The following is a 24629-nucleotide window of genomic DNA, read 5'->3' on the forward strand; positions in this document are numbered from 1 at the left end:
TGTCCGCGTGCCATGATGCGGGCAATGCCGGACGCTGGGGGGCGTATGGGAAGCACGGGCACAGTGCTGCGCGAATTGCGCGGCGCACAGAAGAGCGCCAAGGGCGTCTCGCTCTATTCGCGGTACGTGAACCGGCCCGCCGGGCGGGTGCTCGCTGCCGGGGCGTTTCGGGCGGGAATGACGCCCAATCACGTCACGGTGACCAGCGCGCTGTTCACCTATGGCGCGGTGGCGTCGGTCGCGCTCGTCGAGCCGTCCTGGTCGCTCGGAGTCCTGGTCTGGGCGGCCCTCGCGGTCGGCTTCGCCTTCGACTCCGCCGACGGGCAGCTCGCCCGGCTCACCGGCCGGGGAGGGCCCGACGGGGAGTGGCTGGACCACGTCGTGGACTGCGGCAAGCTGCTGCTCGTCCACGCCGCCGTCCTGATCTCCTTCTACCGCTTCGGCGAACTGCCTTCGGAAGCCTGGCTGTTGCTTCCGCTCGGCTTCCAGCTGGCGGCGGTGGTGACCTTCTGTGCGGGGCTGCTGCGCGAACAGCTGGGCAAGGCGGCGGTGACTGCCCGAGGCCCGTCCTGGGCGGCGCCGGACGCACCGGCGCCCGTCTCGCGGGTGCGGGCCGTGGCGCTGCTGCCCGCCGACTACGGGGTGTTCTGCCTGGTGTTCCTGCTGCTCGGCGCACCCGGGGCCTTCCGCGCCGGGTACGCCGTGCTCGCGGTGGTGCAGGCGGTGTTCCTGGCGGCCTTCCTCGCCAAGTGGTTCAGGGAGCTGAAAGCGCTCCGGGCCGGTTGACGAGCACGTCCAGCGCCCGGCGCAGCTGGGTGCTGGACGTGTGCACGGTGTACGGGAAGTAGACGACCTCCACGCCCACTTCGGCGAAGTCGCGCTCCAGCTTCTCCCCCTTCTCCGTGCCCCGCCAGTCGTCTCCCTTGAAGATCACGTCGAACCGGACCTGCTGCCAGGTCTCGACCTTGTCCGGCACGGTCTCCACGAACGCGGCGTCCACGAAGCGCACGCTGCGGACGATCTCCAGTCGTTCGCGGAGCGGGATCATCGGCGTGTGGCCCTTGGCGAGGGCCGCCATCTCGTCCGACACGACCCCCGCGACCAGGTAGTCGCATTGACTGCGGGCGTGCCGCAGGATGTTGAGGTGCCCGACGTGGAACAGGTCGTACACCCCGGGTGCGTAACCCACCCTGTGCTGCACCATCCGTATCTCTCCCCCCACGGTGAACGTGATCCGGTGATGTTCCAACGACCATACTGTGAAGAACACTTGTGCAAGCCGTGAACGGATAAGCTCGGCAGGGGCTGTTCCCCGGTGGGGACAGCGGCTGTCGTGGGGGGAAGGCGATCGTCCGATGTCCGAAGCGTCAAGGCACAGTCCGATCCGAGGCCGCCGACTTCTGGTGGTTTCGACCAACTACGCACCGGAGCTGACCGGCATAGGCCCCTACGCCACCCAACTGGCCGAGCACTGGGCCGCGTCCGGCGCCCGGGTCCGGGCGCTCACCGGCATGCCGCACTACCCGTCCTGGCGGCTGGAGGAGGGATACCGGGGTCTCTGGCGGACGGTGGAGATACGCGGCGGCGTCGGCGTGCACCGGCGCAGACACTATGTGCCGTCCCGTCAGACCGCACTGAAACGGGCCGCCTTCGAGGCGAGCGTCCTCGCGACCGGACTGTACGCGCCACCGCCCGGACGCCCCGACGCCGTGATATCCCAGATGCCCAGCCTCGCGGGCGGCGTCATCGGCGCCCGTCTCGCCCGACGCCACCGCGTCCCCCATCTGCCCGTCGTCCAGGACCTGATGGGCGCCGCCGCCGCGCAGAGCGGCATCCGGGGCGGGGGCAGGGCCGCCACCATCGCCGCGGCCGCCGAGCGGCACGCACTGCGCGGGGCCGCCCTCGTCGGCGTCATCCACGAGAGCTTCGTCCCCGGCGTCACCGCACTCGGGGTCGACCCCGGCCGCATCCGTGTCGTCCCCAACTGGACCCATGTGCAGGGCCCCACCGCCGACCGCGCCGCGACCCGCGCCCGGCTCGGCTGGCCCGAGGGCACCCCGGTCATCCTGCACTCCGGCAACATGGGCCTCAAGCAGGGCCTGGACGTCCTGGTGGACACCGCCCGCATCGCCCCGGACGTCCGCGTCGTCCTGATGGGCGACGGCAACCAGCGCGACGCCCTGCGCGCCCGCGCCGAGGGCCTGGCCAACGTGGACTTCCTGGAGCCCGCGACGGCCGAGGAGTTCACCGACGTCCTCGCCGCCGCCGACGTCCTCGCGGTCACCCAGCGCGCCTCGGTCCTCGACATGAGCGTCCCCTCCAAGCTCACCTCCTACTTCACCTCCGGACGCCCCGTGATCGCCTCCGTCGCCGACGAGGGCGGCACCGCCGACGAGGTCCGCCGCTCGGCGGCCGGGATGCTCGTCGCCCCCGAGGACCCGGCCGCCCTGCTCGAAGCGGTGCGGAAGCTGACCGCCGACCCGGCCGCCGCCGACGCCCTCGGGGCCGAGGGCCCGCGCTACGTCGCCCGCCATCTGAGCCGGGAGGCGGGCCTCGCCCGCTTCGACGACCTGCTCGCCGAGGTCCTGCCGGACGCACAAGGGAGTACCCGCCGATGACGTCGCACCACCGCGCCCCGGACGACCAGGACGAGCCGGCCCTCCTGCGCGACCAGTTCCGCCAACTCCTGCGCTACCGCTCCCTGCTGGCCACCGGAGTCGTCGTCGGCCTGCTCGGCGGCGGCTATCTCGCCCTCGGCGGCGAGGACGCCTACACCGCCACCGGCGAGGTGCTCGTCCGCTCAGCGATCTCCGACCCCTTCGCCGCCGGATCCACCGCCGACAAGGGCATCAACATCGGCTCCGAGCGCCAGACCGCCGTCAGCGACACGGTGGGCACCCTGGCCGCCGGGACCCTGCTCAAGGCGGGCGACGACGTCACCTCCCGCACGCTGCTCACCGGACTCCAGGTCACCAACCCGCCCAACACCCTCACCCTCCGGTTCTCCTACACGGCCGCCACCCCCGAACAGGCCCGCGCCCGCGCCGAAGCCCTCGCCGGGGCCTATCTGGCCCACCGCAAGGCGCGCACCGAGGAGAGCATCCAGAACATGTCCGACGGCTACCGGGCCCAGCTCGGACCGCTGGAGGAGAAGCGCGACCTGCTGGAGGACCAGATCGGGGCGGGCGCGGAGGACGACGTCAGCAGCGCCCGCGCCAACATCATCGTCTCCATCTCCGAGCTGAGCCGGAAGATCTCGGAGCTGAAGGCCCTGGACACCACCCCCGGCTACCTCAACAAGAAGCCCGTCGCCCCCACCTCGCCCACCGGCCCCGGCCTGCCCCTGCTCCTCGGGCTCGGCGGCGTCGTCGGCCTCGCGCTGGGGCTGCTGCTCTCCTGGGTGCGCCTCGTCTTCGACCCCGCCGTACGCTCCACCCGCGAGCTCGTCCGCTCGCTCGGCGCACCCCTGCTCGGCGCCCTGCCCCGGGAACGCGCCGCCGCGGGCAGCCTGCTCGCCATCGGCCGCGGCACCTCCCGGCTGGCCGAGGAGTACCGCGCCGTCGCCTTCCGGCTCGCCTACGACCCGTCGTTCGCCGAGAGCCGCCGCCTGCTGGTCACGGCCCCGCGCGGCGACAGCACGGCGGCCGCCGCCGCTGCCGCCAACCTGGCCGCCGCCTTCGCCGAGATGGGCCGTGACGTCCTGCTCGTCGAGGCCGACCTGCGCACCCCCTCGCTCGCCCGCGCCCTGGGCTCCGCCGCCCACGAGGTGCGTCCGCCGCGCTGGGCCGCCGAGGAGGGCGGCGGTGGCTGGCCCGCCGGCGGACGCACCAATGTGGACGTGCCCGGATCCGGCGCCTTCGCCCTGATCCCCGGGACCACCGTCGACAACGTCCCCCGCGCGCTGACCTCCCCGCCCGTCGGCCGCATCGTCGCCGAGGCCGACCGGACCGGCAACGTCGTCATCGTCCTCGCCCCGCCCGTCCTGTCCTACGCGGACGCCGTCGCCCTGGTCGACCGGGTGGAGGGCGTCATGATCGTCTGCGATCCGCGCGAGGTGCACCGCAGCGACCTGGAACGCATCCGCGAGATCATCGGAGCCTCCGGAGGCTCCGTTCTCGGCGCGCTGCTCCACCCGGGACGCGGCCGACTGCGCCGCGCGCGGCGGCGGTCGAAGCCGACCCGGCGCCGGGGCGGTGGCGGCGGGCCCACCCCCACCCCCGGGCCGGACGCACCCGGGAACACCGGCGATCCCACCGAGACCCTCGGTCTGCGCGCCTTCACCCTGCCGGCCGCGCGCCGGTGAGAGCCCGCACCGCCGTCCTCTGTTCGGTCGCGGACCAGGGGGTTGCGGCGCTCACCAACATCCTGGTGCTCCTCGCCGCCGCCCGGCTCTCCAGCGTCACCGACTTCGCCCGCTTCTCCGCGGTCTACCTGGTCTTCACGGTGCTCCTCGGCGTCGCGGGCGCGTACACCGGGCAGCCACTGGTGCTCAAGCGCGGTGCGGGGGAGGAGACCCGGGCCGCCTGCCGGTCCGCCGTGGCCTTCACCGTCCTCGCCTCGGCGACCCTCGGCGCACCGCTCGCGGCGGTCTGCGTCCTCGTCCCCGGCGACACCGCCCGCGCGCTGATGACGCTCGGTCTCGTGCTCCCCGTGGTGCTGGGGCAGGACGCCGGGCGGTACGCCTTCTCCACCCTCCAGCGGCCCCATCTCGCGCTGGCCACGGACCTGTTGCGGCTCGGCTGCGTGCTGGGGGCGCTCGCCGCGCAGGACTACGGGGCGTCCCCGGCCCGCCTGATCGCGGTCTGGGGCCTCTCCGCCCTGCCCGCCCTGCTCCTGTCCGCCGCCCTCCTCCACCGGGCCACGGCGGGGGCCCCGGTGCGGCTGCGCCCGATGTTGCGGCGCGGATATCTCGGGCAGCGCTTCACCGTCGAGTTCGGCGTCGGCAACGCGACCGGCCAGCTCTCCGTGCTCGGCCTCGGCGCGGTCGGCAACCCGCTCCTCGTCGGCGCGCTGCGCGGGGCGACGACCCTCTTCGGACCGCTCAACGTGCTCTACACCTCGGCCACCTCCTTCGGCCCGCCGCTGCTCGGCCGCATCGGCGACGAGCGCCGCCGGGTCCGTGCCACCGCCGCCCTCGCCGCCGTCCTCGCGGCGACCGCCGCGCTCTGGGCCACCGTGCTCGCCCTGCTGCCCGAGCGCGCCGGACGCGAACTGCTCGGCGACACCTGGCCCACGGCCGCCGCCCTGCTCCCCGCCACGGGCAGCCAGTACGCGGCGATGGCCGCCGGCACGTGCGGGCTGCTCGCCCTGCGCATGCTCGACCCGCGCACCACACTCAGCGTCCAGGTCGTCTTCTCGCTCACCACAGTGGCGTTCCTCGCGGGCGGTTACGTCGTCGGGGGCGTCCCGGGAGCCGCCTGGGGGCTCGCCCTGGGCTCGCTCTGCAAGGCCGTCGCGACCTGGACCAGGGTGGCCCGGATGTGCCGCCGGCGGCCCGCGCCCGAGGAGCCCGTCAGCGCCGACGCGCTGCCCGCTGCTCCCTGAACGTGGTGATCAGCACCAGGCACAGGGCAGCGATGGCGAGCTTCCCCACCGCCTGGAGCAGCGGGCCGCGCAGCAGGATGAAGGTGTATCCGGCGATCAGCGGGGCCGCGATGGCCAGCACACTGCCCGAACCCGGACCCGCCCGGGTGACCGCGAGGGCGTACCTGCGGTCGGTGCGGGCCGACGCGTAGCCGATCAGCGCCAGCCCGCCGACCATCCCGGCCGGACCGAGATCGACCCAGAACTCGGTCCACAGCGGGGCCGAGAGGTTGGTCATCCGCAGCCCCATCCACTGCCCGACCCGGACCCCGGTGTCCTCCGGCTTGCCGCTCCACACCGCCCGCGGCACGAAGAACAGCGCGGAGCCCGTCAGCTGGCGGCCGTAGGTGTGCCCCCGGGTGTCGACCCACGAGATGGTGTTGGCGAACATCACCATCTGGTCGTAGTCCTTGGTCACCAGCGGATCGAAGACCGAGGCCGACTGCACGGGCCGCTCTCCCCCCTCCTCGTACCGGAACTTGTCCGCGTACGGGAACACCACCAGCGCCCCCACCACCCCCGTCGCCAGCACCGTGCGGTAGAACGCGGCACTGCTCGGGAACGCGGTGAACACGAACGCCATCAGCACCGTCAGGAACCAGTAACGGGCATTGGATATCGGGTTGTTCACCACGAGGTTCAACATCGCCAGCGCCACCCACACCAACACCGTCGACGGGGTGCGCCGGGCGCGGCGGGAGGTCGCCAGCCGGCGGGTGTAGAACAGCAGCGCGAGCAGCGCCGGGACCTGGCCGAAGCCCTTGATGAACGCCGAGCCCACATTGGACCCCTCCGTCACCACCCCACTCGCCGCGACGGTCTCGTTGATCTCCTGCCGACTGGAGAAGAAGACCGCGGGCCCGCCCAGCTTCATCACGTAGAACGCGCTCGCCGCGAAGGCCAGCAGCACGAGAAGGCGCAGCCGCACCCGGTGCGCCCGGGCGGGCCCCTGGCCCGAGCCCCGTGCGGAGGGCGCCCGGCGGCGCAGCGGGCGCCGCGAGGCCAGCAGCGCCCCCAGGTCGTAGGCGGCACACCCCACCAGGATCATCGAGATCGCGGTCACCAGGTCCTGACGCGGCCCCACCATCGGCGTCGGCGTCTGTCCGATCACCACCTGGGCGAACGGCGCCACGCCCATCGCGATGTACACGAACATCCAGAAGACGCCCTGGAGCAGCCGCCGCCGGGTCGAGAGGATCATCGTCGCCAGCCGGGCCCCCGCATAGCAGGTCAGCACCAGCTGGAGCCAGTACGCCGCGTCCCGGACCCCGCTGCCGGGCTGGGCGGCGATCACCGCGGGCAGGAAGCAGACCAGCCCCAGGATGAGCGGCACGGACAGCGCCCGCGACAGCATCGACCAGGCGATCGGCCGCTCGGGGGGCTCCGGAGGGCCGCCCGGGGCGCCCGGCCGGGCAGCCACACGGCCGGCCTGCTCCTGCGCCGACGTGTGCACCGACGTCATGCGCCCCCCAGGGATCAGTGAACCGCTGAACACTCTAACGAATCGGCCCACTTGAGGTGGACCGATGGCTACTCTGTGAACAAGTGGCCATGGTCGAGGGGAACTCCGGTGAAAATCCTGCACGTTGTCACGCTCCACACTCCGGACCACGCCTTCGGTGGTCCGACCCGGGTGGCGTTCAACCTGTCCAGGGTCCAGCGGGCCGCCGGGGACGACGCCCGCGTCATGGCCCTCGGCGACGGCTTCCCCGGCGGTGAACTGCCCGGCCACGTGGAAGGAGTTCCGGTCCACCTCTTCCAGGCGCGGCACCTGCTCCCGATGTTCGAGGTCAGCGGCATCACCTCGGCGGCACTGCTGAACACCGCACGCCGCATGATGCGCGGCGCCGACCTCGTACACGTCCATCTGATGCGGGACCTGGTGACCCTGCCCGCGGCGCTCCTCGCGCTCGCGTCCCGGACGCCCCTGGTCGTCCAGACCCACGGCATGATCGACCCCACCGAGAAGAAGGTCGCCCAGCTCACCGACCTGCTCGGGGTCCGCAAGGTGCTGCGTTCGGCGGACGCCGTCCTGCACCTCACGGAGATGGAGCGGGTCGATGTGAACGCCGTCGCCGCGCCCGTACCGCTCACCCGCACCGTACGGCTGGTCAACGGGGTCCGCCCGCAGGAGCGCAAGCCCGCCCGTGAACCGGGCCGCCCGCCCACCGTGCTCTTCCTCGCCCGGATCCAGGAGCGCAAGCGGCCCGAGGACTTCGTCGCCGCGATGCCCCACGTCCTCGCCCGCCACCCGGACGCCCGGTTCGTGCTGGCCGGGCCGGACACCGGCGCGCTGGCCGGCACCCTCGCGCTCGCCCGGAGGCTGGGTGTGGCCGACTCCCTCGACCACGTGGGCCCGTTGGAGCACGATCAGGTCCTGGCCGCCGACCGCGAAGCCGACGTGTATGTGCTGCCGGCGATCGAGGAGCCGTTCCCGGTCTCGGTGCTGGAGTCGATGTCGGTCGGCACCCCGGTCGTCATCACCCGCACCTGCGGGCAGGCCCCCGACGTCGCCGGGGCGGGAGCGGGCCGGGTCATCGACAGCCGGGTCGGCGAGGACACGGCCAACGCCCGCAAGGTCGCCGACGCGATCCTGGAGCTGCTGGAGCCGGAGGCGGCGGAGCAGGCGGGCAAGGCCGCCTGGGAGCTGGTGAACGAGCAGTTCACCATCGAGGCCGTCACCGCCACCCTCCGGCGGACCTACGAGGACGTGGTCCGCCGGAAGCGGGGACGGTGACCGGCCGGTGGTCAACGCAGTGGCTTCTCGCGTGACTTGAGGGCGATCTGCCAGCGGTAGAAGCTCATCGCCAGCGCGAAGTCGAAGCCCGCCCGGCCGTCCAGGAAGCCCCGCCGGTAGAGGTACATGTACGCGAACGACACCACCGGTTTGAACGGCGCCTTGTGGAACAACTGCCCCTGGCGGGACTTGACCTGGCGCACCTGCTCCTTCACCTGGGGGTGCTGTTCCAGCCATGCCTCCCAGTCCGAGTAGCGGTTGTGCCGCTCGAACCAGGCGGTCACCGGATCGAGGTCCTGGTGCTCGATGGGGTGGGTGAGCGTCCCCACCGTCGCCGCGACCGGCTGGTAGTGGCCCTCCACCTCACCGATGCCCGGGGCGTCGAGGTCGCCGACCTCCGGGTAGTGGGAGCGGGTCCGGTCGGTCAACGACCGCTTGCGGATGGTGTATCCGTGGCGCAGCCGCTTCCCCGAGAACCAGTAGCCGAGCGGTATGTCGTACGCGGCGGGCTTCGGGGCCGCCGGGTCCCGGAAGGTCTCCCGCAGCTCGGCCAGCAGCCCGGGGCTGAGCCGCTCGTCGCCGTCCAGGAGCAGGATCCAGTCCAGATCGGTGCGGACGTTCTCCAGGCACCACTGCTTCTTGCGCGGGTGGCCCCCGTCCCAGGTGTACGTGACCACCTCGGCCCCGCACTCCTCGGCGATCTTGACGGTGTCGTCGGTGCTGTGGGAGTCCACCACCACCACCGCCTCGAAGTGGCCGAGCACCGATTTCACCGCCTCCGCGATGTTCAGGCCCTCGTTCTTGGTGGGAATCGCCACGGCTATGGGCAGCTTCGGCTTTCCTGCGGTCATCCCTCGGCTCCTTCGGGCAGCCAGGCGTAGCAGCCTGTGGAGGTGAACGTGCGGGCGGACTTCGGGATCGTGATCTTTTGGGACGTGCCGGTGTCGGAGGCGCCGGAGGACAGCTCCTTGCCTCCGGCGCCGGTGATCTGCCAGGAGCAGGCCGTGGTGGGGGACGCGGAGCGGTAGACGCCCGGCCGGAGGTCCTTGCCGGTGTGGGCGCCGTCCGGGTAGGCGTACGCGGCTCCGTCCACCAGGCCCTGGTGCTGGGGGCAGAGCCCGGCGACCGCGTCGGCCGCGTCCGGGATCTCGTCCGTCGCGATGGCCCCGACGGCGGTGTCCCGGTCGGCCTTGACCAGATAGCGGAGCTTGTCGCAGGTCTCCTGACCGGTCTGGAGCACGGCGGCCGGGTCCATGCCCTTGGGCACCCGGTCCTCCAGGTACTCCTTCTGCCTCTCGGTGAACGTCCCGGTGGCCGGGGTGATCTCGTCGGACGGTGTCTTGGGGCCCGGGGCGGAAGCGGAGGGGCCAGCGGCGGCCGGCTCCTCGGGCTCCCCGGCGGAGGGCGTGGCGGGTGGGGTGGACGTACCGGCGGACGGGCCGGGGGCGGCGGGCCCGGAGGCCGCGGGGCGCTGGGCGCCCGCGGCCTCCGGCCCGTTCCCGCCGACGGACGAACCGCAGGCGGCCAGTGCCGCCGTCGTCATGACGACGACGGCGCCGGCCAGGAACGGGTTCCTCATCGGATCAGCCATTCCTCAGGGCGTAGTGCGCGCTGACCTGCGAGGAGGTCAGCGTGGTCGGGTAGACGGCGGTCTCGTCGATCTGCCCGGCGAAGAAGTTGCTCGTCGGGCGGCTCGGCCAGCCGGACAGGTTGTCCCCGCCGACCCGCCAGTAGCCGGGGTTGCCGTCGTTGCCGGAGACCAGGATGTTCGACGCGCGCAGCTGCCCGTCGACGTACAGCGCCATGCCCTGCCCCAGCGGGCCCTGGGTGGCGACGACGTGGTGCCACTGGCCGTCGTTGTAGGCGCCCGAGCTGGTCACGGTCCGTGCCCCGCCGCTCTGCACGCCGAAGACCAGCCGCCCGTCGTTGCGCATGTAGACGTTCTTGTCCTGACGGGTGCTGTTCTGCTGCGTCATGTTCCCGAAGCCGATGATCTTCCCGCCCTGGGTGGTGGTGGTCCTGATCCAGGTCTCCACCGAGAACCGGGACGGCGCGGCGTGCTGCCGGTTGCTGTAGGCGTAGTCGTCGGTGCCGTTGAAGCCGATCGCCGTCGAGGGCCCGGCGACCGCCGCCGGGGTCTGCCGGTAGGCGGGGCCGTTGCGCAGGAAGCCGTTGTTCAGGTTCCCGCTGCTGTCGTGGGCGAAGGTGGACGTGCCCTCGTCGTAGCGCCAGTAGAGGCCCGCCCCGTCGGACCTGACCCGGGCCGGATACGCCTCCGTCGAGCTCGCCGCGGTCGCCGTCTGGGCCGGGGACTTGGCGCTGGTGTTGGTCCCGTCGCTCACGCTGATCCGGTAGGAGTGCTCCTCGCCGGGCGCGACGTCGGTGTCTGTCCAGGTCAGCTGGGGCCGGTCCCAGAAGACCGAGTAGCCGGTCGTCGTGTGGACCGGGGTGTTCGAGCCGTCCTTGTAGATCCGGTAGGTCAGTTCACCGTCGTCGGTGTCGAAGCTGGTCTGCCAGTTCACGTCGATCCGCCCGGGTGTCAGCGTGGACAGGCTGACGTTGGGCACCCAGGGCGCACCCGTGTCCGGGCCGTCCGCGAACCGGGTGAGACCCTGCTGCGGCCTGCTGTTCACGGTGGTGAACTCGCCGCCCACCCAGAGGTAGTGGCGGCCCCCGCTGCTCGCCTGGGTCATCACCCGTGGTCCGACCGGCTCCCCGATGCCGTCGTTGGTGTCCGGGAACCACGGGAGCAGCTTCGGGTCGCCGACCGCCTGGGCCAGCAGATGCTTGCGCGGCTGGTCGGGGAAGGCCCCCATGCTGGAGCAGTCGTGGGCGTGGCTGCCGCTGTACAGCACGCCCGAGTGCACCAGTACCGCCTGGGTCGCGCCGAGGCAGGTGTCCCGCCAGCGCTGGTCGAAGTCGTCGAGATCCAGTGCGATCCGCCCGTCGAAGACCCCGCCACCGGTGCCCTCGTTGCCGGTGTAGAAACCGGTGGCGTCGGTGGTGATGTCCTGGACCGTGGAGTTGTTGTGGATGAACCCCGGATAGGACTTGGTGAGTTGTCCGGTGGTGGCGTCGACCACCGCCAGTGCGTGGGTGTTCGTGCCGTTGATCCGGAAGAAGTCACCGCCGAGCAGCACATGTCGCCCGTCCGGGGTGAGCTCGACGGCCCGGGCCACCTCGTCGGCGTTGGCGGTGAAGGGCAGCAGAGAGGCTCCGGTCGTGACGGCGGCGAAGTGGCTCCTGGTCTGCCCGCCGACCGTGGTGAAGTCGCCCGCCAGATAGACCGTGTCGTCGGTGACGGCGAGCCCCCGCACGGTCGCCGAGACACCGATCTTGAAGGTGTTGCTGACCGTGCAGGTCTCGGTGTCGATCGCCGCGATGTTGCTCACCCCGACGCCGTTCACTGCCCCGAACTGGCCGCCCGCGTAAAGCGTTTCGCCATCCGGGGACAGTGCCAGCGCCCGGACGGTCGCGGTCCCCGAGGAGATGGTGAAGGACAGCGAGCAGTCGGTGGGCGCCCCGGTCGCCGCGTCGAACGCGGCGAAGTTCACCGCGGGCTGCTCGTCCGTTCCGGGAGCGGCGGTGGGGGGCCGCAGGGTCGAGAAGGTGCCGCCCGCGTAGACGACGCCGTCGCCGGCGGCCATCGACCAGACGATGCCGTTGGTCTGCCAGGTGGTGAGGTCGTCAGCGGTGATGGCGACCGGTGGTGTCAGCGCCGCCGCCGGAGAGCTCCCGGCCGCGGTCGCGGTCAGGGCTCCGGCCAGTAGGCCGAGAGCGGCGGAAGCGGCCCGTACACGGCCGCGTCCTCCGGTTCCCCGCCCCGTACTTCCGTTCATCATTCAGCTCCGAAGGTGAGATTCGAGCTGCGGCCTGGAGGCCGCGTATCCTGCCTCGCCCGACCGGACGCGCGGACTGTCCGTCGCGCTGCCGGTCGGGTGAGTGAGTAGGCGGAGCCGAGGGCTCCGCCCGGTGCCGGCGCGGTGAGCTCCACCGGGGAGCCGGTGGAGACGGCGGTCGCGCCGGTGATCGTCCCGAGCACGGGCGCGGCTGGCGCCGGCCGGGAGTTGGGGGTGGCCGACGACGCGGCGCGGGCGCCGGTGAACGGCACCACGCAGCCGCCGTCGGCGCAGGAGGCCATCGGTCCGGAGCGGGCCGCCGGGCGGACGCGCGGGAACGTGCCGCCCGGCCCGTTCACCTGTCCACCCGGACGGCGGCGCCGCTCAGTTGGTCGTCCAGTCGGCGGACGTCGGCGTCGACCATGATGCGGGCCAGCTCGCGCGACCTCACCTCGGGCTTCCAGCCCAGCAGTTCCTCGGCCTTGGACGCGTCTCCGATCAGCGCGTCGACCTCGCTGGGGCGTTCGTACTTCGGGTCGTAGCGCACGTGCTCGCGCCAGTCCAGCCCCGCGTGCTCGAAGGCGAACTCCACGAACTGCCGGACGCTGACGCCCTCCCCGGTGGCGACCACGTAGTCGTCGGGCGTGTCGCACTGGAGCATCCGCCACATGGCGTCCACGTACTCCGGCGCGTACCCCCAGTCCCGGACCGCGTCGAGGTTGCCCAGGTGCAGCCGGTCCTGGAGCCCGGCCTTGATCCGGGCCACGCCACGGGTGATCTTCCGGGTCACGAAGGTCTCGCCCCGGCGCGGCGACTCGTGGTTGAAGAGGATCCCGTTCACCGCGAACATGTCGTACGCCTCGCGGTAGTTGACCGTGGCCCAGTAGGCGTAGACCTTCGCCACGCTGTACGGGCTGCGCGGGTGGAACGCGGTGTTCTCGTTCTGCGGGGGCGGGCTGGCGCCGAACATCTCGGAGGACGAGGCCTGGTAGATCCGGGTCTCGATGCCGCTGGCCCGGACCGCCTCCAGGAGCCGGATGGTGCCCAGGCCCGTGACGTCCCCGGTGTACAGCGGGGCGTCGAAGGACACCCGCACATGCGACTGCGCGCCCAGGTTGTAGACCTCGTCGGGCTGGATGTCGCGCAGCAGGTTCACCAGCGCCACACCGTCGGACAGGTCCGCGTGATGCAGGACGAAGGAGCGCTCCGGCTCCTCGGGTCCCTGGTAGATGTGGTCGATCCGCTCGGTGTTGAAGCTGGAGGAACGGCGTATGAGCCCGTGCACCGTGTACCCCTTGTCGAGCAGCAACTCGGCCAGATACGAACCGTCCTGGCCGGTCACTCCGGTGATGAGCGCGGTCTTCGCCACGATTCCCCCTTCTCTGCTGATCGCCTCGGCGGCGACGTTCACCGACATATCTGAATTGGGACGTTCTGCGGCGAAGTGTCACCGCAGTCCCTCTCTGCTGGCACAATCCGAGCCATGACGACCGAACTCCCCGTCCCCTCCCAGGAATCCGCCCGCCCCCTACTGCGACCCGGCTCCCGCGTATTCGTCGCGGGACACCGCGGTCTGGTCGGCTCGGCGGTGGCCCGCCGCCTCGCCGAAGACGGCCACGAGGTGCTCACCCGCGGCCGCGACCTCCTCGACCTGCGCGACGCCGCGCGGACCGGGACGTATCTGAAGGAGGTCCGCCCGGACGCCGTGGTGCTGGCCGCCGCCAAGGTCGGCGGGATCATGGCCAACAGCACTTACCCGGTGCAGTTCCTGGAGGACAACCTGCGCATCCAGCTCAGCGTGATCGCCGGCGCGCACGCGGCCGGGACCGAGCGGCTGCTCTTCCTCGGCTCCTCGTGTATCTACCCCCGGCTCGCGCCCCAGCCGATCCGCGAGGACGCGCTGCTCACCGGCCGGCTGGAGCCCACCAACGAGGCCTACGCCCTCGCCAAGATCGCCGGAATCGTCCAGACCCAGTCCTACCGACGGCAGTACGGCGCCTCCTACATCAGCGCCATGCCCACCAATCTCTACGGGCCCGGCGACAACTTCGACCTGGAGACCTCGCACGTGCTGCCCGCGCTGATCCGCCGCTTCCACGAGGCGCGGCGGGACGGGGCGCCCGAGGTGACCCTGTGGGGCTCCGGTTCCCCGCGCCGCGAGTTCCTCCATGTCGACGACCTCGCCGCCGCCTGTGTGCGCCTGCTGGAGGCCTACGACGGCGACGAACCCGTCAACATCGGCTGCGGCGACGACCTGTCCATCCGCGAACTCGCGGAGACCGTCGCCGAGGTGACGGGCTATCAGGGCAGTGTCCGCTGGGACACCTCGAAGCCGGACGGGACGCCCCGCAAGCTGCTCGACGTCACGCGCCTCTCCTCCCTCGGCTTCACGCCGCGGATCCCGCTGCGTGACGGCATCGCCCGTACCTACGCCTGGTGGCTCGGGCAACTCCCGCCCGGACGTTGACCGTTCGCCGCCGCGGAGTGGTCCCTCGCGGCGGCGCTCCGGCCGCGCTCCTCGTATCCGCACGCCCGCCGCCCTCAGTAGGCCCCGCGGCCGTCGGCGACGGCGCGCACCGTACGGGCGAGTAGACCCAGGTCGGCGGAGACCGACCAGTTGTCGACGTACCAGAGGTCCAGCGAGACGGTCTCCGGCCAGGTCAGATCGGAGCGGCCGCTCACCTGCCACAGGCCGGTCAGCCCCGGTTTCACGGTGAGCCGGCGGTGCTCCCGCTCGTCGTACCGCGACGCCTCCTCCGGCAGCGGCGGGCGCGGGCCCACCAGTGACATGTGCCCCAGCAGCACATTGAGCAGTTGCGGAAGCTCATCGATCGAGGTCCGCCGCAACAGCCGCCCGACCGGCGTCACCCGAGGGTCGCTGCGCATCTTGAACAGCGGGCCGTCGACCTCGTTGGCCGCGACGAGCTGCGCCTTGAGGCTCTCCGCGTCCGCCACCATCGTGCGGAACTTCCACATGGTGAAGGGCCGGTCGTGCTGTCCCTGCCGGATCTGCCGGTGGAAGACCGGTCCCCGCGAGGACAGCCGGATGCTCAGGGCCACCGCCAGGAGCATCGGGGCCAGGGCCAGCAGCCCGAACAGGGCCCCCGTGCGGTCCAGCACGTTCTTCAGCACCGCCTGCGGGCCCCCGCGCAGCGGCGGCGCGATGTGCAGCAGGGTGAGCCCGGCCGCGGTGACGGGTCGCACCCGTTCGGCCGTCACCCCGGACAGCTCCGAGACCACGGACAGCGCGACGCCGCCGTCGTGCAGACCCCAGCCGAGCCGGCGCAGCCGGTCGCCGGTCAGCTGCGGCCCGGGAGCCACCAGCACCAGGTCCGCCGCGTGGGCGTAGACCCCGCCGAGCACCGTGGTCACGTCGTCGTCGGCCGGGCAGGACCCGAGGCGCCCCGGCACCTGCACACCGTCCAGCTCCAGCCGGGCGGTGCCCACCGGTATGGCGGCGACCAAGCGGTAGTCGTGGTCCGTACGGGAGTTGAGCAGCTCGGCCGCCCGCCCGACGCCCGACGCCTCGCCGACCATCAGCACCCTGCGGACCCGGCGCCCGGAGCGCGGCCACCGGCGCAGCCCCGCCGCCGCCGTGGCGACCAGCAGCCCCGGCGCCACGGCCACGACGGCCGCGGCCGGGTCCACCGGGCTTCCCGCCGCCGTGTGCAGGACGGCCAGCAGGCCGATGAGCACCAGCCAGTCCCCGACCGGGCCGAGCACGCCGGACCCGGCCGCCGGCCGGTCCGCGTACCGCCCCCGGACGCCACGCAGCCCGACCCAGACCAGCCCCGCCACCGCGGCGGCCGTCACCGGGCGCGGCTGGTCGCCCGCACGCAGCAGCAGCCAGGCCGGACCGGCCAGGCCCACCAGGTCGGTCAGCGCGGCGAAGGCCGGGCCGGGCGCCGGCTTCCGCCGGACCGGCGGTCGGCCGGCCGGGTCGCGCTGTGCTGTCGGGGCCCTCCACAGCTGTTCCAGGGCCGCCGTGCGGTTCCGGGACGCGGCGGTGCGGGGGCGCGGCGCGCCCCGGAGCCCCACCGGTCCGGATAGGTCGGTATCAGGTATTTCGACATGCCCCATGAACCCCCCAGTCACAGTCGCACCCCCACAAACGTGACGCATCCGCCGATCCCGTGGACTGACGGACGCGCCCTCGCTCGGTGCACGATATCCACACACGTGCCATTTCGCTGGAGTTCCCGTGAAGTTCAGGCGGCTCGGTCCAGACATCTCCGATCGCCCGGAACCTACTGATGTCGCCTTGTGCCAAAGGATGTTGATGGAGCGACAGACGGGTAAGCGCTTGTGCCGGTTGTCACCGGGAGCGGCCCGCGGCGGCTCTGGCTCAGGTGCGCTCCGCAGGGAGCGCGCGAACCGGCAGGCGGGCGGGCCCTCCCGGCCCTCGGGGTCGGCCGGGCGGGTCGGCGAGCAGCCGCAGAGCCCGTGCCCGGAGCTCCGCGCCTGCCGCGCAGGCGCCGCCTGCGCGGTCCGCTCAGTGCCCGCTGCTCTCGTAATGCCGGGACTGCCGCTCCCAGAAGCGGTACGCGGCATACATGAGCGCGACGCCGATGCCCGGCGTGCCCCAGGCGAGCCATTCCGGTACGGCGAGTTCCTCCTCCCGGTCCATCAGCACGGTCGCCGGCAGATAGGCCACGAAGGCCAGCGGGAAGACGAAGGTCAGCCCGAAACCGGCCACCGGGCCGAAGATCTTCAGCGGGTAGTTGCCGAAGTCGCTGAAGATCATGTCGATGGCGAACTTGATGGGGGAGACCCTCTTCATCCTGAAGACCAGTGCGGAGGCGGCCAGTTGCAGCGCGCCTTCCACCAGGGCGCCGCCCACCACCGCGAGCAGGAGGAAGCAGACGGCCAGCGGCGACCAGTCGACCGGCGCGGAGGCCGAGGCGATGGACAGGAGAACCGCACCGCCCGCCAGGTCACCGAGCGAGCTCAGCCGCACCCTGCGGGTGAGGAGCTGAACCAGCGGCGGCACCGGACGGACGAGGTAGCGGTCGTACTCGCCCTCGATGACGACCTCGTCGACGTGGATCAGCTGGTGACCGGGGAGCAGCCACAGGCCGTGGGCGGTGAGCCTCATTCCGTAGAGAAAGGCGATCTCCCCCAGGCCCCAGCCGCCGACCTGCCCGAAGCGGTCCAGGACCGCCCAGATGAAGGCCAGACCGACCCCCTGGTAGAACAGGCCGCCGATGATGTTGATGAACAGGTTCCCCCGGTACTGGAACTCGGCGCGGAACGCCGCACCGGCCAGCAGGAGATAGACGCGCAGACCTCGCATCACCTCTCATCCCCCCTGCGACATGACGCGGCGCCGGGCGCGCGACCAGACGAACGCGGCCAGTGCGCCGAGCGCGGCGATCCACGCGAGCTGGACCCCGAGGGCGGCCGCGATGCCGGCCCCCTCGACCTGGCCCAAGTAGACGGCCGCCGGGGTGTAGGCGGTGGCCTGGAAGGGCAGCCACTCCGCGGCGGCCCTGACCGGGCCGGGCATGAACCACAACGGGATCAGGGCCCCGGAGAAGAACTGTGCGACGAAGCGGTAGGCCATGAGGGCGCCGCTCACCTCCAGGGTCCAGAAGGAGATCATGCCGAGCAGCAGCCCGAGCAGCTGGTTCACGAGCAGCGCGCCGATCAGCGCCGCCGGGTAGGCGATCCCCGCGGCCACCGAGGCAGGTGCCTGGCCCGCGCCGACCAGCAACGCGAACGGCAGCGCCACCAGCAGGACCGGGACCGCGGCCGAAGCCCACCCGAGCTGGCCGGCGAGCATCTGCCCGGGGAAGCCGATGGGCCGCAGCAGATCCACCGCGACCTTGCCCTCCCGCACCCGCTGGTCGATGGGTGAGGACCGCCACGGGCTGACGAGCTGGTACTGGAGCGTCGTCAGTGTCGCGTACGCCGTCATGGTGGTGAGGCTGAGCCCGTCCACCTCCTCACGGCCGTCGTAGAAGGCCTTCCAGACCACCGTCAGCAACCAGATCTGGAGGAGCATCATCGCGAAGGACGACAGATAGGCCGTGCGGTAGGTGAGGGCGGCGCGGAACTCAATGCGGGCGCACGCGAGATGGGCCCGCAGCGGCGTCCAGGACGGCTGCTTCGCGGCGGCGCGGGCCGTCGGGGCGGTCATCCGCGGTCCGCGTAGATCCGGTGGATGACGCTCTCCAGCTCGGGTTCCACGATCGACAGGTCGGTCACCCGGTGCTGTGCCAGCACCGCGGCCACCAGTTCGGCGGGTGGTGTGCGGACGGGGTCGAAGCGCAGCCACACCTTGCCGCCCTCGCGGCGGACGACCTCCGCGCCCTCGACGCTCTCCAGCCGATCGGTCTGCACCACGAGTTCGCGGTGCGGGGCGTAGCGGCTCTTCAGCTCGTCCACCGCGCCGTCGTAGGCGACCTTGCCGTGGTCGATGAGGATGATCCGGTCGCAGAGTTCCTCGACGTCGTCGAGGTCGTGGGTGGTGAGGACGACCGTGGTACCCGACTCGCGGTTCAGCTCCCCGACGAAGGTGCGTATCCGCTCCTTGGCGATGACGTCGAGCCCGACGGTCGGCTCGTCCAGGTAGAGGATGTCCGGGTCGTAGAGCATCGCGGCGGCGAGGTCGCCGCGCATCCTCTGGCCCAGGGAGAGCTGGCGGACGGGGGTGTCGAGGAACGGACCGAGGTCGAGCACCTCGCTGAACTGCCGCTGCTTCTCCAGGAACCGGGCCTGCGGCACATCGTAGAGACGGCTGATCAGCCAGAGCGAGTCGCGCAGTGGCAGGTCCCACCAGAGCTGGCTGCGCTGGCCGAAGACCACGCCTATCCGGCGGGCGTTGCGGGACCGGTCTCGCCAGGGCGTGGCGCCGGCGACCGTGACCGTGCCGGACGTGGGCACGAGGATGCCGGTGAGCATCTTGATGGTGGTGGACTTCCCCGCACCGTTGGGGCCGAGATATCCGACCATCTCGCCCTGCTGGACCGTGAAGTCCACGCCGTCGACCGCACGCTTGACGATCTGTTCGCGTGTCAGCAGCGTGCGGATGCCCGCGAAGGCGCCCTCCTGCCGTCTGGGCCGGCTGAACTCCTTGACGAGGTCTGCCACCTCGATGACGGGCATGTGTGCCTCTCCTGGAGCGGGCCGTGCCCTGTCGGGCGAGGTCGGGCTGAGAGTGTGCACACGCGAGCTTGGTCTAGTCCAATCAATTTCCGTCGGGTGGGTCTTCGCCCCGCCCGACCCGAGGGGCGGGCGATGTTCCGAGGGTTCAGAACGTGCCGTCCGCGCGCCTCCTGGCGCGCCGGTGGATCAGCAATCCGGCACCAACGAATGGCGCAACCGCGGGAGTTGCCGTCATCACCGTGGCGCCGGTCGCGGGCGGTGCCTTCCGGGCGGTCCGGGTCAGCCGGTTCCGGGCGGCGGCAGGGTCTGCTCGGTCCAGATGGTCTTCCCGGTCGGGGTGTACCGCGTGCCCCACCGCTGGACGAGCTGCGCCACGATGAAGAGTCCGCGACCGCCCTCGTCGTCCGCCTCGCTGTGCCGCAGGTGCGGGGAGGTGTGGCCGGTGTCCGCGACCTCGCACACCAGGGTGCGGTCCCGGACGAGGCGCAGCCCCAGCGGCCCGCCCGCGTGCCGGACCGCGTTGGTGACCAGCTCGCTGACGACCAGCTGGGTCGCGAACACCAGCTCCTCCAGACCCCAGGCCTCCAGCTGTCCGGTGGCCAGCTCGCGGGCGCGGCCCACCGACACCGGTTCGGCGGTCAGCTCCCAGTCGGCCACCCGTTCCGCGTCGAGTTCGCGGGTGCGGACCAGGAGGAGGGCGGTGTCGTCGGTGCTCGTGCCGCCGGGCACCAGCTCGGACACCACCCGGTCGCACAGCTCCTCCAGTGACGCCGAGCGGTCGCCGAGTACCCGGCCCAGTGTGTCGAGGCCGTGTCCGACGTCGTGGTCCCGGGCCTCGACCAGGCCGTCGGTGAAGAGCGCCAGCAGGCTGTCCACGGGCAGGTCGATCTCCATCGACTCGAACGGCAGCCCGCCGAGACCGAGCGGCGGCCCGGCGGGCAGGTCCGGGAACGACACCTGGCCTCCCGGGCCGACGATCGCCGGCGGCAGATGTCCGGCCCGGGCCATGACGCAACGCCGGGAGACCGGATCGTAGACGGCGTACAGGCAGGTCGCCCCGGTGGTCACGTCGTAGGTCTCGACCGGCCCGCCGCACGCGTCCGGCCGGTCCTCCGCCGGCTGTCCCACCAGATCGTCCAGCCGCGTCAGCAGCTCGTCGGGGGCCATGTCGAGCTGGGCGAAGGCCCGTACGGAGGTGCGGAGCCGGCCCATCGTGGCGGCCGCCCGGAGCCCGTGCCCGACCACGTCCCCCACCACGAGGCCGACCCGGGTCCCGGACAGCGGGATCACGTCGAACCAGTCCCCGCCGACGCCGCTCACGTCGTCGGCCGGCAGGTAGCGGTAGGCGGTCTCGACGGCGGACCGCGGCGGCAGGTGATGGGGCAGCAACTGCCGCTGGAGGGCGAGGGAGGCGGTGCGCTCGCGCGTGTAGCGGCGCGCGTTGTCGATGCAGACGGCGGTCCGGGCCGCCAGCTCGTCGGCCAGGGCGACCTCGCCGCTGTCGAACGTGGTCGCCCGGTCGGGGCCGAGCGGCCGGCCCGGGGCGCCGGGGCCCGCGCCCCGGTCGAAGGTGACGAGCCCCAGGATGCCGCCCCCGGCCCGCAACGGGACGACCAGGGTGCCCTCGTCGAGCACGAGCCCGCCCGAGGACAGGCTGCGGTGCTGCGGCGATCCGGGCGGATACGCGACCGGCGGATATGGAGACGAAGGCGGAGACGGGGACGGAGGCGGAGATGGATACGGAGACGGGGACGGAGGCGGAGATGGATACGGAGACGGAGACGGGGACGGAGGCGGAGATGGATACGGAGACGGGGACGGATGCGGGGGCGTAGGCGGATGCGGATGCCGCGGCTCGCCGGGGCCCCGCGCTGTTCCGGGTGGGCCGGTCTCCCGGAGGCCGCCCGCACCCGGGAGATCCGTCCCCGCCTGCCCGCCCTCCGACTGCTCCGCCCCCGGCAGGCCGGGATCCGGTGTACCGGACCCCGGCGCCGACCGTTCCGCCACCCGCAGCAGGGTCATGTCCGCCGGGCTGCCCACCGCCGCGGTCTCCCCGGTCACGGCCGCCCGGGTGACATCGACCCGTACGGTGACGGCGAAGTCCGGCACAGCCACCGCGGCGATCTCCTCGGCGGTGGTGGCCACGTCCAGGACCGTGCCGATGCGCCGGCCGGCCTCGACGAGGAGGGTCAACCGCTCCTGGACCCGGTAGCGGTCGGTGATGTCGAACGCGTCCTCGCACACGCCGAGCACATGCCCGTGGGAGTCCTCCAGCCGGTAGTACGCGCAGGACCACAGGTGGTCCGTTCCCGGGTCGCTGGGCGGCCGCCCCCGGAAGTGCAGGTCCAGGACCGGCTCACCGGTGTCGAGCACCTGACGCATGACGCCGGCGAGTGTGTGCGGATAGCCGGGGGTCACGAAGGAGCCCGCCCCGTACAACTCCTCGGCCCGCCTGCCCCGGAACGCCGCCAGCGGCTGCCCCATCTCCCGCTCGAAGGCGGTGTTGCTCCAGCTCAGCCGCAGGTCGGCGCCGTAGATGGCCAGACCGACGGGCGACTGGGTGGCCAGCCCCTGGAGCAGGGCGAGCCGTGCCTCCCAGTGCCGCAGCGCCTCCACCTCGGCCGCCACCAGGATCCGGTCCGGCGCGCCGGGGCCGCGCACCCCGGCTCCGCCGGGCAGCGGACAGGTCGCCGTCGCCACCAGCAGCTCACGGCCGTCCCGGGTGCGTGCCACATGGATCTCGTTGCCGATGAGCGACGATGGGCCGGGGCCGGGGCCGGTCATCCCGGCCGCTTCCGCCGGGAGGACGCCGCTGGCCGGGCGCACCGAGAGGAACGCGGTCAGGGGCCGCCCCAGGGCCTCGGAGGGGTCGTAGCCGAGAAGCTCGGCTGCGGCGGGGCTCCAGCCGATGACGGTGCTCTCGGCGTCCAGGACCATCGTGGCCGCCCTGGTGATGTCCAGGGGGCCGCGGAAATCGGCGCTCTCCGCCGTGCTCGCCGCGCTCACGGCGCGACACCGGCCCGGTTCATTACCCTCAGAATCCGCCCTGCCCCAGGTCGGCACAACCGCGGTGATCCGGGCCGCGCCCGCCGGGCACCGGGCTCAGCGCACCCCGTCGGGCCGGAACTGCACGCTGATGCGCGGTCCGACGGCCCGCGCGGTCTTGGGGACCGCGTGCTCCCAGGTGCGCTGGCAACTGCCGCCCATGACGATCAGGTCGCCGTGCCCGAGCGGCCTGCGGACGGGGGCGGGTCCCGGGCGGCGCGGCCGCAGCGCGAGGTGCCGGGGGGCTCCCAGGGAGAGGATCGCGACCATCGTGTCCTCGGTGCTTCCCCGGCCGATGGTGTCGCCGTGCCAGGCGACCCCGTCCCGCCCGTCCCGGTAGAAGCACAGCCCCGCCGTGGTGAACGGTTCGCCCAGCTCGGCGGCGTAGTGCCTGCTCAGCGCGGTGCGGGCGGCCTCCAGGGCCGGATGCGGCAGGGGATCGTGGCGGCCGAAGAAGGCCAGCAGCCGGGGGACCGCCACCACGCGCTCGTACATGACGCGCTGCTCGGCCCGCCAGTCGACCTCGCGGACCAGCGTCTCGAACAGGGTGTCCGCGCCCCGGAGCCATTGCGGCAGCACGTCCATCCATGCCCCGTGCCCCAGATCGGTACGCCGCAGTCCGCTCAGGGAGTCGGTTCCGACCTCGGCCTCCTGGTCGAAAAGCGAGCTTTGCAGGTGTACGGCCATGGGGAGAGCGTAACGTTATTCGAGCATGTGTGCGAATATTGTTCGGCGGTGGAACTCCGGCTCAGCCCTCCCCGATCAGATCGGCGCACTTCTCGCCGATCATCATCGTGGTGATGCACGGATTGACCGTCGGCAGGACCGGCATGACGGACGCGTCGGCCACCCGCAGCCCTGTCACCCCCTTGACCCGCAACCGCGGGTCGAGCGGCGAGTCCGGGTCGCCCGCCGGGCCCATGCGGACGGTTCCGGCCGGGTGGTACACGGTGTTGTGCGTCTCGCGGACGTAGGCGAACAGCTCCGCGTCCGTGGTCGCGCCCGGCCCCGGAGCCAGCTCCGCGCCGGCCCAGTCGGCCATCGGGGGCTGCGCCACGATCTCCCGCGCCAGCCGCAGCCCGTACGTCATCACCCGTACGTCGTGCTCGTCGGTGAAGTAGCGCGGATCGACCCGGGGCTTGTCCCGGAAGTCCCGGGTCCGCAGCCGCACCGTGCCCCGGGACCGGGCGCGGGTGACGTTCGGGGTCAGGCAGAACGCGTTGTCCGAGGTCGGGTAGCCGCGCCGGTAGGTGTTCAGGTCGAACGGCACCGAGCCGTAGTGGAACATCAGGTCCGCCCGGTCGAGGCCCGGCTCGGTGTCCGCGAAGATCCCGATCTCCCACCACTGGGTGGAGGCGGTGACCATGGGCCGCTTCGCCTCCCACATGATCACGCCCTCCGGGTGGTCCTGGAGGTGCGAGCCGACGCCGGGCGAGTCCACCCGCACGTCCACCCCGGTGTCCCGCAGATGCCCTGCCGGGCCGATGCCGGACAGCATCAGCAGCTTCGGGGAGTCGATCGCCCCGCAGGAGACGATCACCTCGCGCCGGGCGTCCACGCTCCCGCTGTGGACGGTGTCGGGCTCCAGGTATTCCACCCCGGAGCATCGCTCGCCCTGGAACAGCAGCCGCTTGGCCTGGAGCCCCGTCCGTACCTCCAGGTTGGGCCGCTTCCCCAGCACGGGGTGCAGGTACGACACCGAGGCCGAGGAGCGGGTGCCGTCCTCGCGGGCGTTGATCTGGAACCAGTGCGCGCCCCGGATCACCGTGGAGCCCGTGTTGAACGGGACGGTGGGGATGCCGGCCGCCGCGCAGGCCGACAGCAGGGCGCCGCCGCAGGGATCGAGCGGCGGCACGGTCCGGATGGTGACCGGACCCGAGCGGCCGTGGTGGTCGCCGGGCGCGTCGTTGGTCTCCAGCCGCCGGTACAGCGGGAAGCAGTCCGCCGCGCTCCACCCCGTACAGCCCAGGGCTCCCCACGCGTCGAGGTCCTCGGCCGGGGCCCAGAAGGCGATGCACGAGTTGTGCGAGGAACAGCCGCCGAGCACCTTGGCACGGGCGTGCCGCAGGAAGCTGTTGCCCCGCGCCTGCGGCTCCACCGGATAGTCCCAGTCGTAACCGGACTCCAGCAGGGCCATCCACCGGTCCAGCCGCAGGACGCTCTCGTCCCCCACGTCGGAGGGGCCCGCCTCCAGTACGCAGACGGTGACGGCGGGATCCTCGGTGAGCCGGGCGGCGATGACCGCTCCGGCCGTACCGCCGCCGACCACGACGTAGTCGAACACGGAACGGGGGCTCGCGTCGGGCATCACGACTCCA

19 protein-coding genes are annotated in these 24629 nt (G+C 72.3%); 6 read left to right on the forward strand and 13 right to left on the reverse strand.

Annotated features, from left to right (window positions below):
- Nucleotides 1–45 precede the first annotated feature (45 nt).
- A complete protein-coding gene (locus ACIRJT_RS17930; protein ID WP_403910244.1) occupies nucleotides 46–786 on the forward strand; it encodes a CDP-alcohol phosphatidyltransferase family protein in 741 nt (246 codons plus the stop codon).
- Here ACIRJT_RS17930 and ACIRJT_RS17935 read toward each other — a convergent pair.
- Nucleotides 755–1204 (reverse strand): adenylyltransferase/cytidyltransferase family protein, encoded by a 450-nt coding sequence (locus tag ACIRJT_RS17935; RefSeq protein WP_274034273.1) that lies wholly within the window; start codon nucleotides 1202–1204, stop codon nucleotides 755–757. The two genes, ACIRJT_RS17930 and ACIRJT_RS17935, sit on opposite strands and share 32 nt — an antisense overlap.
- A gap of 151 nt (nucleotides 1205–1355) precedes the next feature.
- Here ACIRJT_RS17935 and ACIRJT_RS17940 point away from each other — a divergent pair, with 151 nt between their 5' ends.
- Genes ACIRJT_RS17940 through ACIRJT_RS17950 form a run of 3 tightly spaced genes read left to right on the forward strand, consistent with a single transcriptional unit; the run spans nucleotide 1356 to nucleotide 5544 of the window.
- Nucleotides 1356–2618, forward strand: coding sequence for a glycosyltransferase (locus ACIRJT_RS17940; protein WP_403910247.1), 1263 nt, complete (start codon nucleotides 1356–1358; stop codon nucleotides 2616–2618).
- Nucleotides 2615–4303 (forward strand): lipopolysaccharide biosynthesis protein, encoded by a 1689-nt coding sequence (locus ACIRJT_RS17945; RefSeq protein ID WP_403910249.1) that lies wholly within the window; start codon nucleotides 2615–2617, stop codon nucleotides 4301–4303. Before ACIRJT_RS17940 ends, ACIRJT_RS17945 begins: the two co-directional genes overlap by 4 nt.
- Nucleotides 4300–5544, forward strand: coding sequence for a hypothetical protein (locus tag ACIRJT_RS17950; protein ID WP_403910251.1), 1245 nt, complete (start codon nucleotides 4300–4302; stop codon nucleotides 5542–5544). The genes ACIRJT_RS17945 and ACIRJT_RS17950 overlap by 4 nt, the downstream gene beginning before the upstream one ends.
- Here the strand turns inward: ACIRJT_RS17950 and ACIRJT_RS17955 are convergent.
- Nucleotides 5513–7045 (reverse strand): hypothetical protein, encoded by a 1533-nt coding sequence (locus ACIRJT_RS17955; RefSeq protein ID WP_403910253.1) that lies wholly within the window; start codon nucleotides 7043–7045, stop codon nucleotides 5513–5515. The genes ACIRJT_RS17950 and ACIRJT_RS17955 overlap by 32 nt on opposite strands.
- A 108-nt stretch (nucleotides 7046–7153) precedes the next feature.
- On the opposite strand from ACIRJT_RS17955, the gene ACIRJT_RS17960 reads away from it, so the two are divergent.
- The gene (locus ACIRJT_RS17960; protein WP_403910255.1) at nucleotides 7154–8320 is read left to right on the forward strand and encodes a glycosyltransferase; all 1167 of its coding nucleotides are present in this window, start codon (nucleotides 7154–7156) and stop codon (nucleotides 8318–8320) included.
- Between the two features lie 11 nt (nucleotides 8321–8331).
- Here ACIRJT_RS17960 and ACIRJT_RS17965 read toward each other — a convergent pair whose 3' ends face one another.
- From ACIRJT_RS17965 to gmd, 4 genes are all read right to left on the reverse strand, one after another.
- Entirely contained in the window at nucleotides 8332–9171 is an 840-nt protein-coding gene (locus ACIRJT_RS17965; protein ID WP_371626475.1) for a glycosyltransferase family 2 protein, read from the reverse strand.
- Complete coding sequence (locus ACIRJT_RS17970; protein WP_403910257.1) at nucleotides 9168–9899, reverse strand: hypothetical protein; 732 nt, start codon at nucleotides 9897–9899, stop codon at nucleotides 9168–9170. The genes ACIRJT_RS17965 and ACIRJT_RS17970 overlap by 4 nt, the downstream gene beginning before the upstream one ends.
- A 4-nt stretch (nucleotides 9900–9903) precedes the next feature.
- Complete coding sequence (locus ACIRJT_RS17975; protein ID WP_403910259.1) at nucleotides 9904–12162, reverse strand: LamG-like jellyroll fold domain-containing protein; 2259 nt, start codon at nucleotides 12160–12162, stop codon at nucleotides 9904–9906.
- A gap of 352 nt (nucleotides 12163–12514) precedes the next feature.
- Nucleotides 12515–13528 carry a GDP-mannose 4,6-dehydratase gene (gene gmd / locus ACIRJT_RS17980; RefSeq protein WP_402025915.1) on the reverse strand — a complete coding sequence of 338 codons (1014 nt, stop codon included), beginning with the start codon at nucleotides 13526–13528 and terminating at the stop codon, nucleotides 12515–12517.
- A gap of 114 nt (nucleotides 13529–13642) precedes the next feature.
- Between gmd and ACIRJT_RS17985 the strand changes: the two genes are divergently transcribed.
- The gene (locus ACIRJT_RS17985) at nucleotides 13643–14626 is read left to right on the forward strand and encodes a GDP-L-fucose synthase family protein (RefSeq protein ID WP_403910261.1); all 984 of its coding nucleotides are present in this window, start codon (nucleotides 13643–13645) and stop codon (nucleotides 14624–14626) included.
- 74 nt (nucleotides 14627–14700) lie between these two features.
- Here ACIRJT_RS17985 and ACIRJT_RS17990 read toward each other — a convergent pair whose 3' ends face one another.
- From ACIRJT_RS17990 to ACIRJT_RS18020, 7 genes are all read right to left on the reverse strand, one after another.
- Nucleotides 14701–16239 carry an exopolysaccharide biosynthesis polyprenyl glycosylphosphotransferase gene (locus ACIRJT_RS17990; RefSeq protein ID WP_403910263.1) on the reverse strand — a complete coding sequence of 513 codons (1539 nt, stop codon included), beginning with the start codon at nucleotides 16237–16239 and terminating at the stop codon, nucleotides 14701–14703.
- A 412-nt stretch (nucleotides 16240–16651) separates the two neighbouring features.
- Nucleotides 16652–17452 (reverse strand): ABC transporter permease, encoded by an 801-nt coding sequence (locus tag ACIRJT_RS17995; protein ID WP_403910265.1) that lies wholly within the window; start codon nucleotides 17450–17452, stop codon nucleotides 16652–16654.
- 6 nt (nucleotides 17453–17458) lie between these two features.
- Nucleotides 17459–18298 carry an ABC transporter permease gene (locus tag ACIRJT_RS18000; RefSeq protein WP_403910267.1) on the reverse strand — a complete coding sequence of 280 codons (840 nt, stop codon included), beginning with the start codon at nucleotides 18296–18298 and terminating at the stop codon, nucleotides 17459–17461.
- The gene (locus ACIRJT_RS18005) at nucleotides 18295–19266 is read right to left on the reverse strand and encodes an ATP-binding cassette domain-containing protein (protein ID WP_403910269.1); all 972 of its coding nucleotides are present in this window, start codon (nucleotides 19264–19266) and stop codon (nucleotides 18295–18297) included. Before ACIRJT_RS18005 ends, ACIRJT_RS18000 begins: the two co-directional genes overlap by 4 nt.
- 279 nt (nucleotides 19267–19545) lie before the next feature.
- The gene (locus ACIRJT_RS18010) at nucleotides 19546–22272 is read right to left on the reverse strand and encodes a SpoIIE family protein phosphatase (protein ID WP_403910271.1); all 2727 of its coding nucleotides are present in this window, start codon (nucleotides 22270–22272) and stop codon (nucleotides 19546–19548) included.
- A 96-nt stretch (nucleotides 22273–22368) separates the two neighbouring features.
- Nucleotides 22369–22998 carry an alpha-ketoglutarate-dependent dioxygenase AlkB gene (locus ACIRJT_RS18015; RefSeq protein ID WP_403910273.1) on the reverse strand — a complete coding sequence of 210 codons (630 nt, stop codon included), beginning with the start codon at nucleotides 22996–22998 and terminating at the stop codon, nucleotides 22369–22371.
- Between the two features lie 61 nt (nucleotides 22999–23059).
- Nucleotides 23060–24619, reverse strand: coding sequence for a GMC family oxidoreductase (locus ACIRJT_RS18020; protein ID WP_403910275.1), 1560 nt, complete (start codon nucleotides 24617–24619; stop codon nucleotides 23060–23062).
- Nucleotides 24620–24629: the final 10 nt, after the last annotated feature.

Origin of the sequence: Streptomyces sp. NPDC102283 (assembly GCF_044766265.1) — a bacterium.
GTDB lineage: Bacteria > Actinomycetota > Actinomycetes > Streptomycetales > Streptomycetaceae > Streptomyces.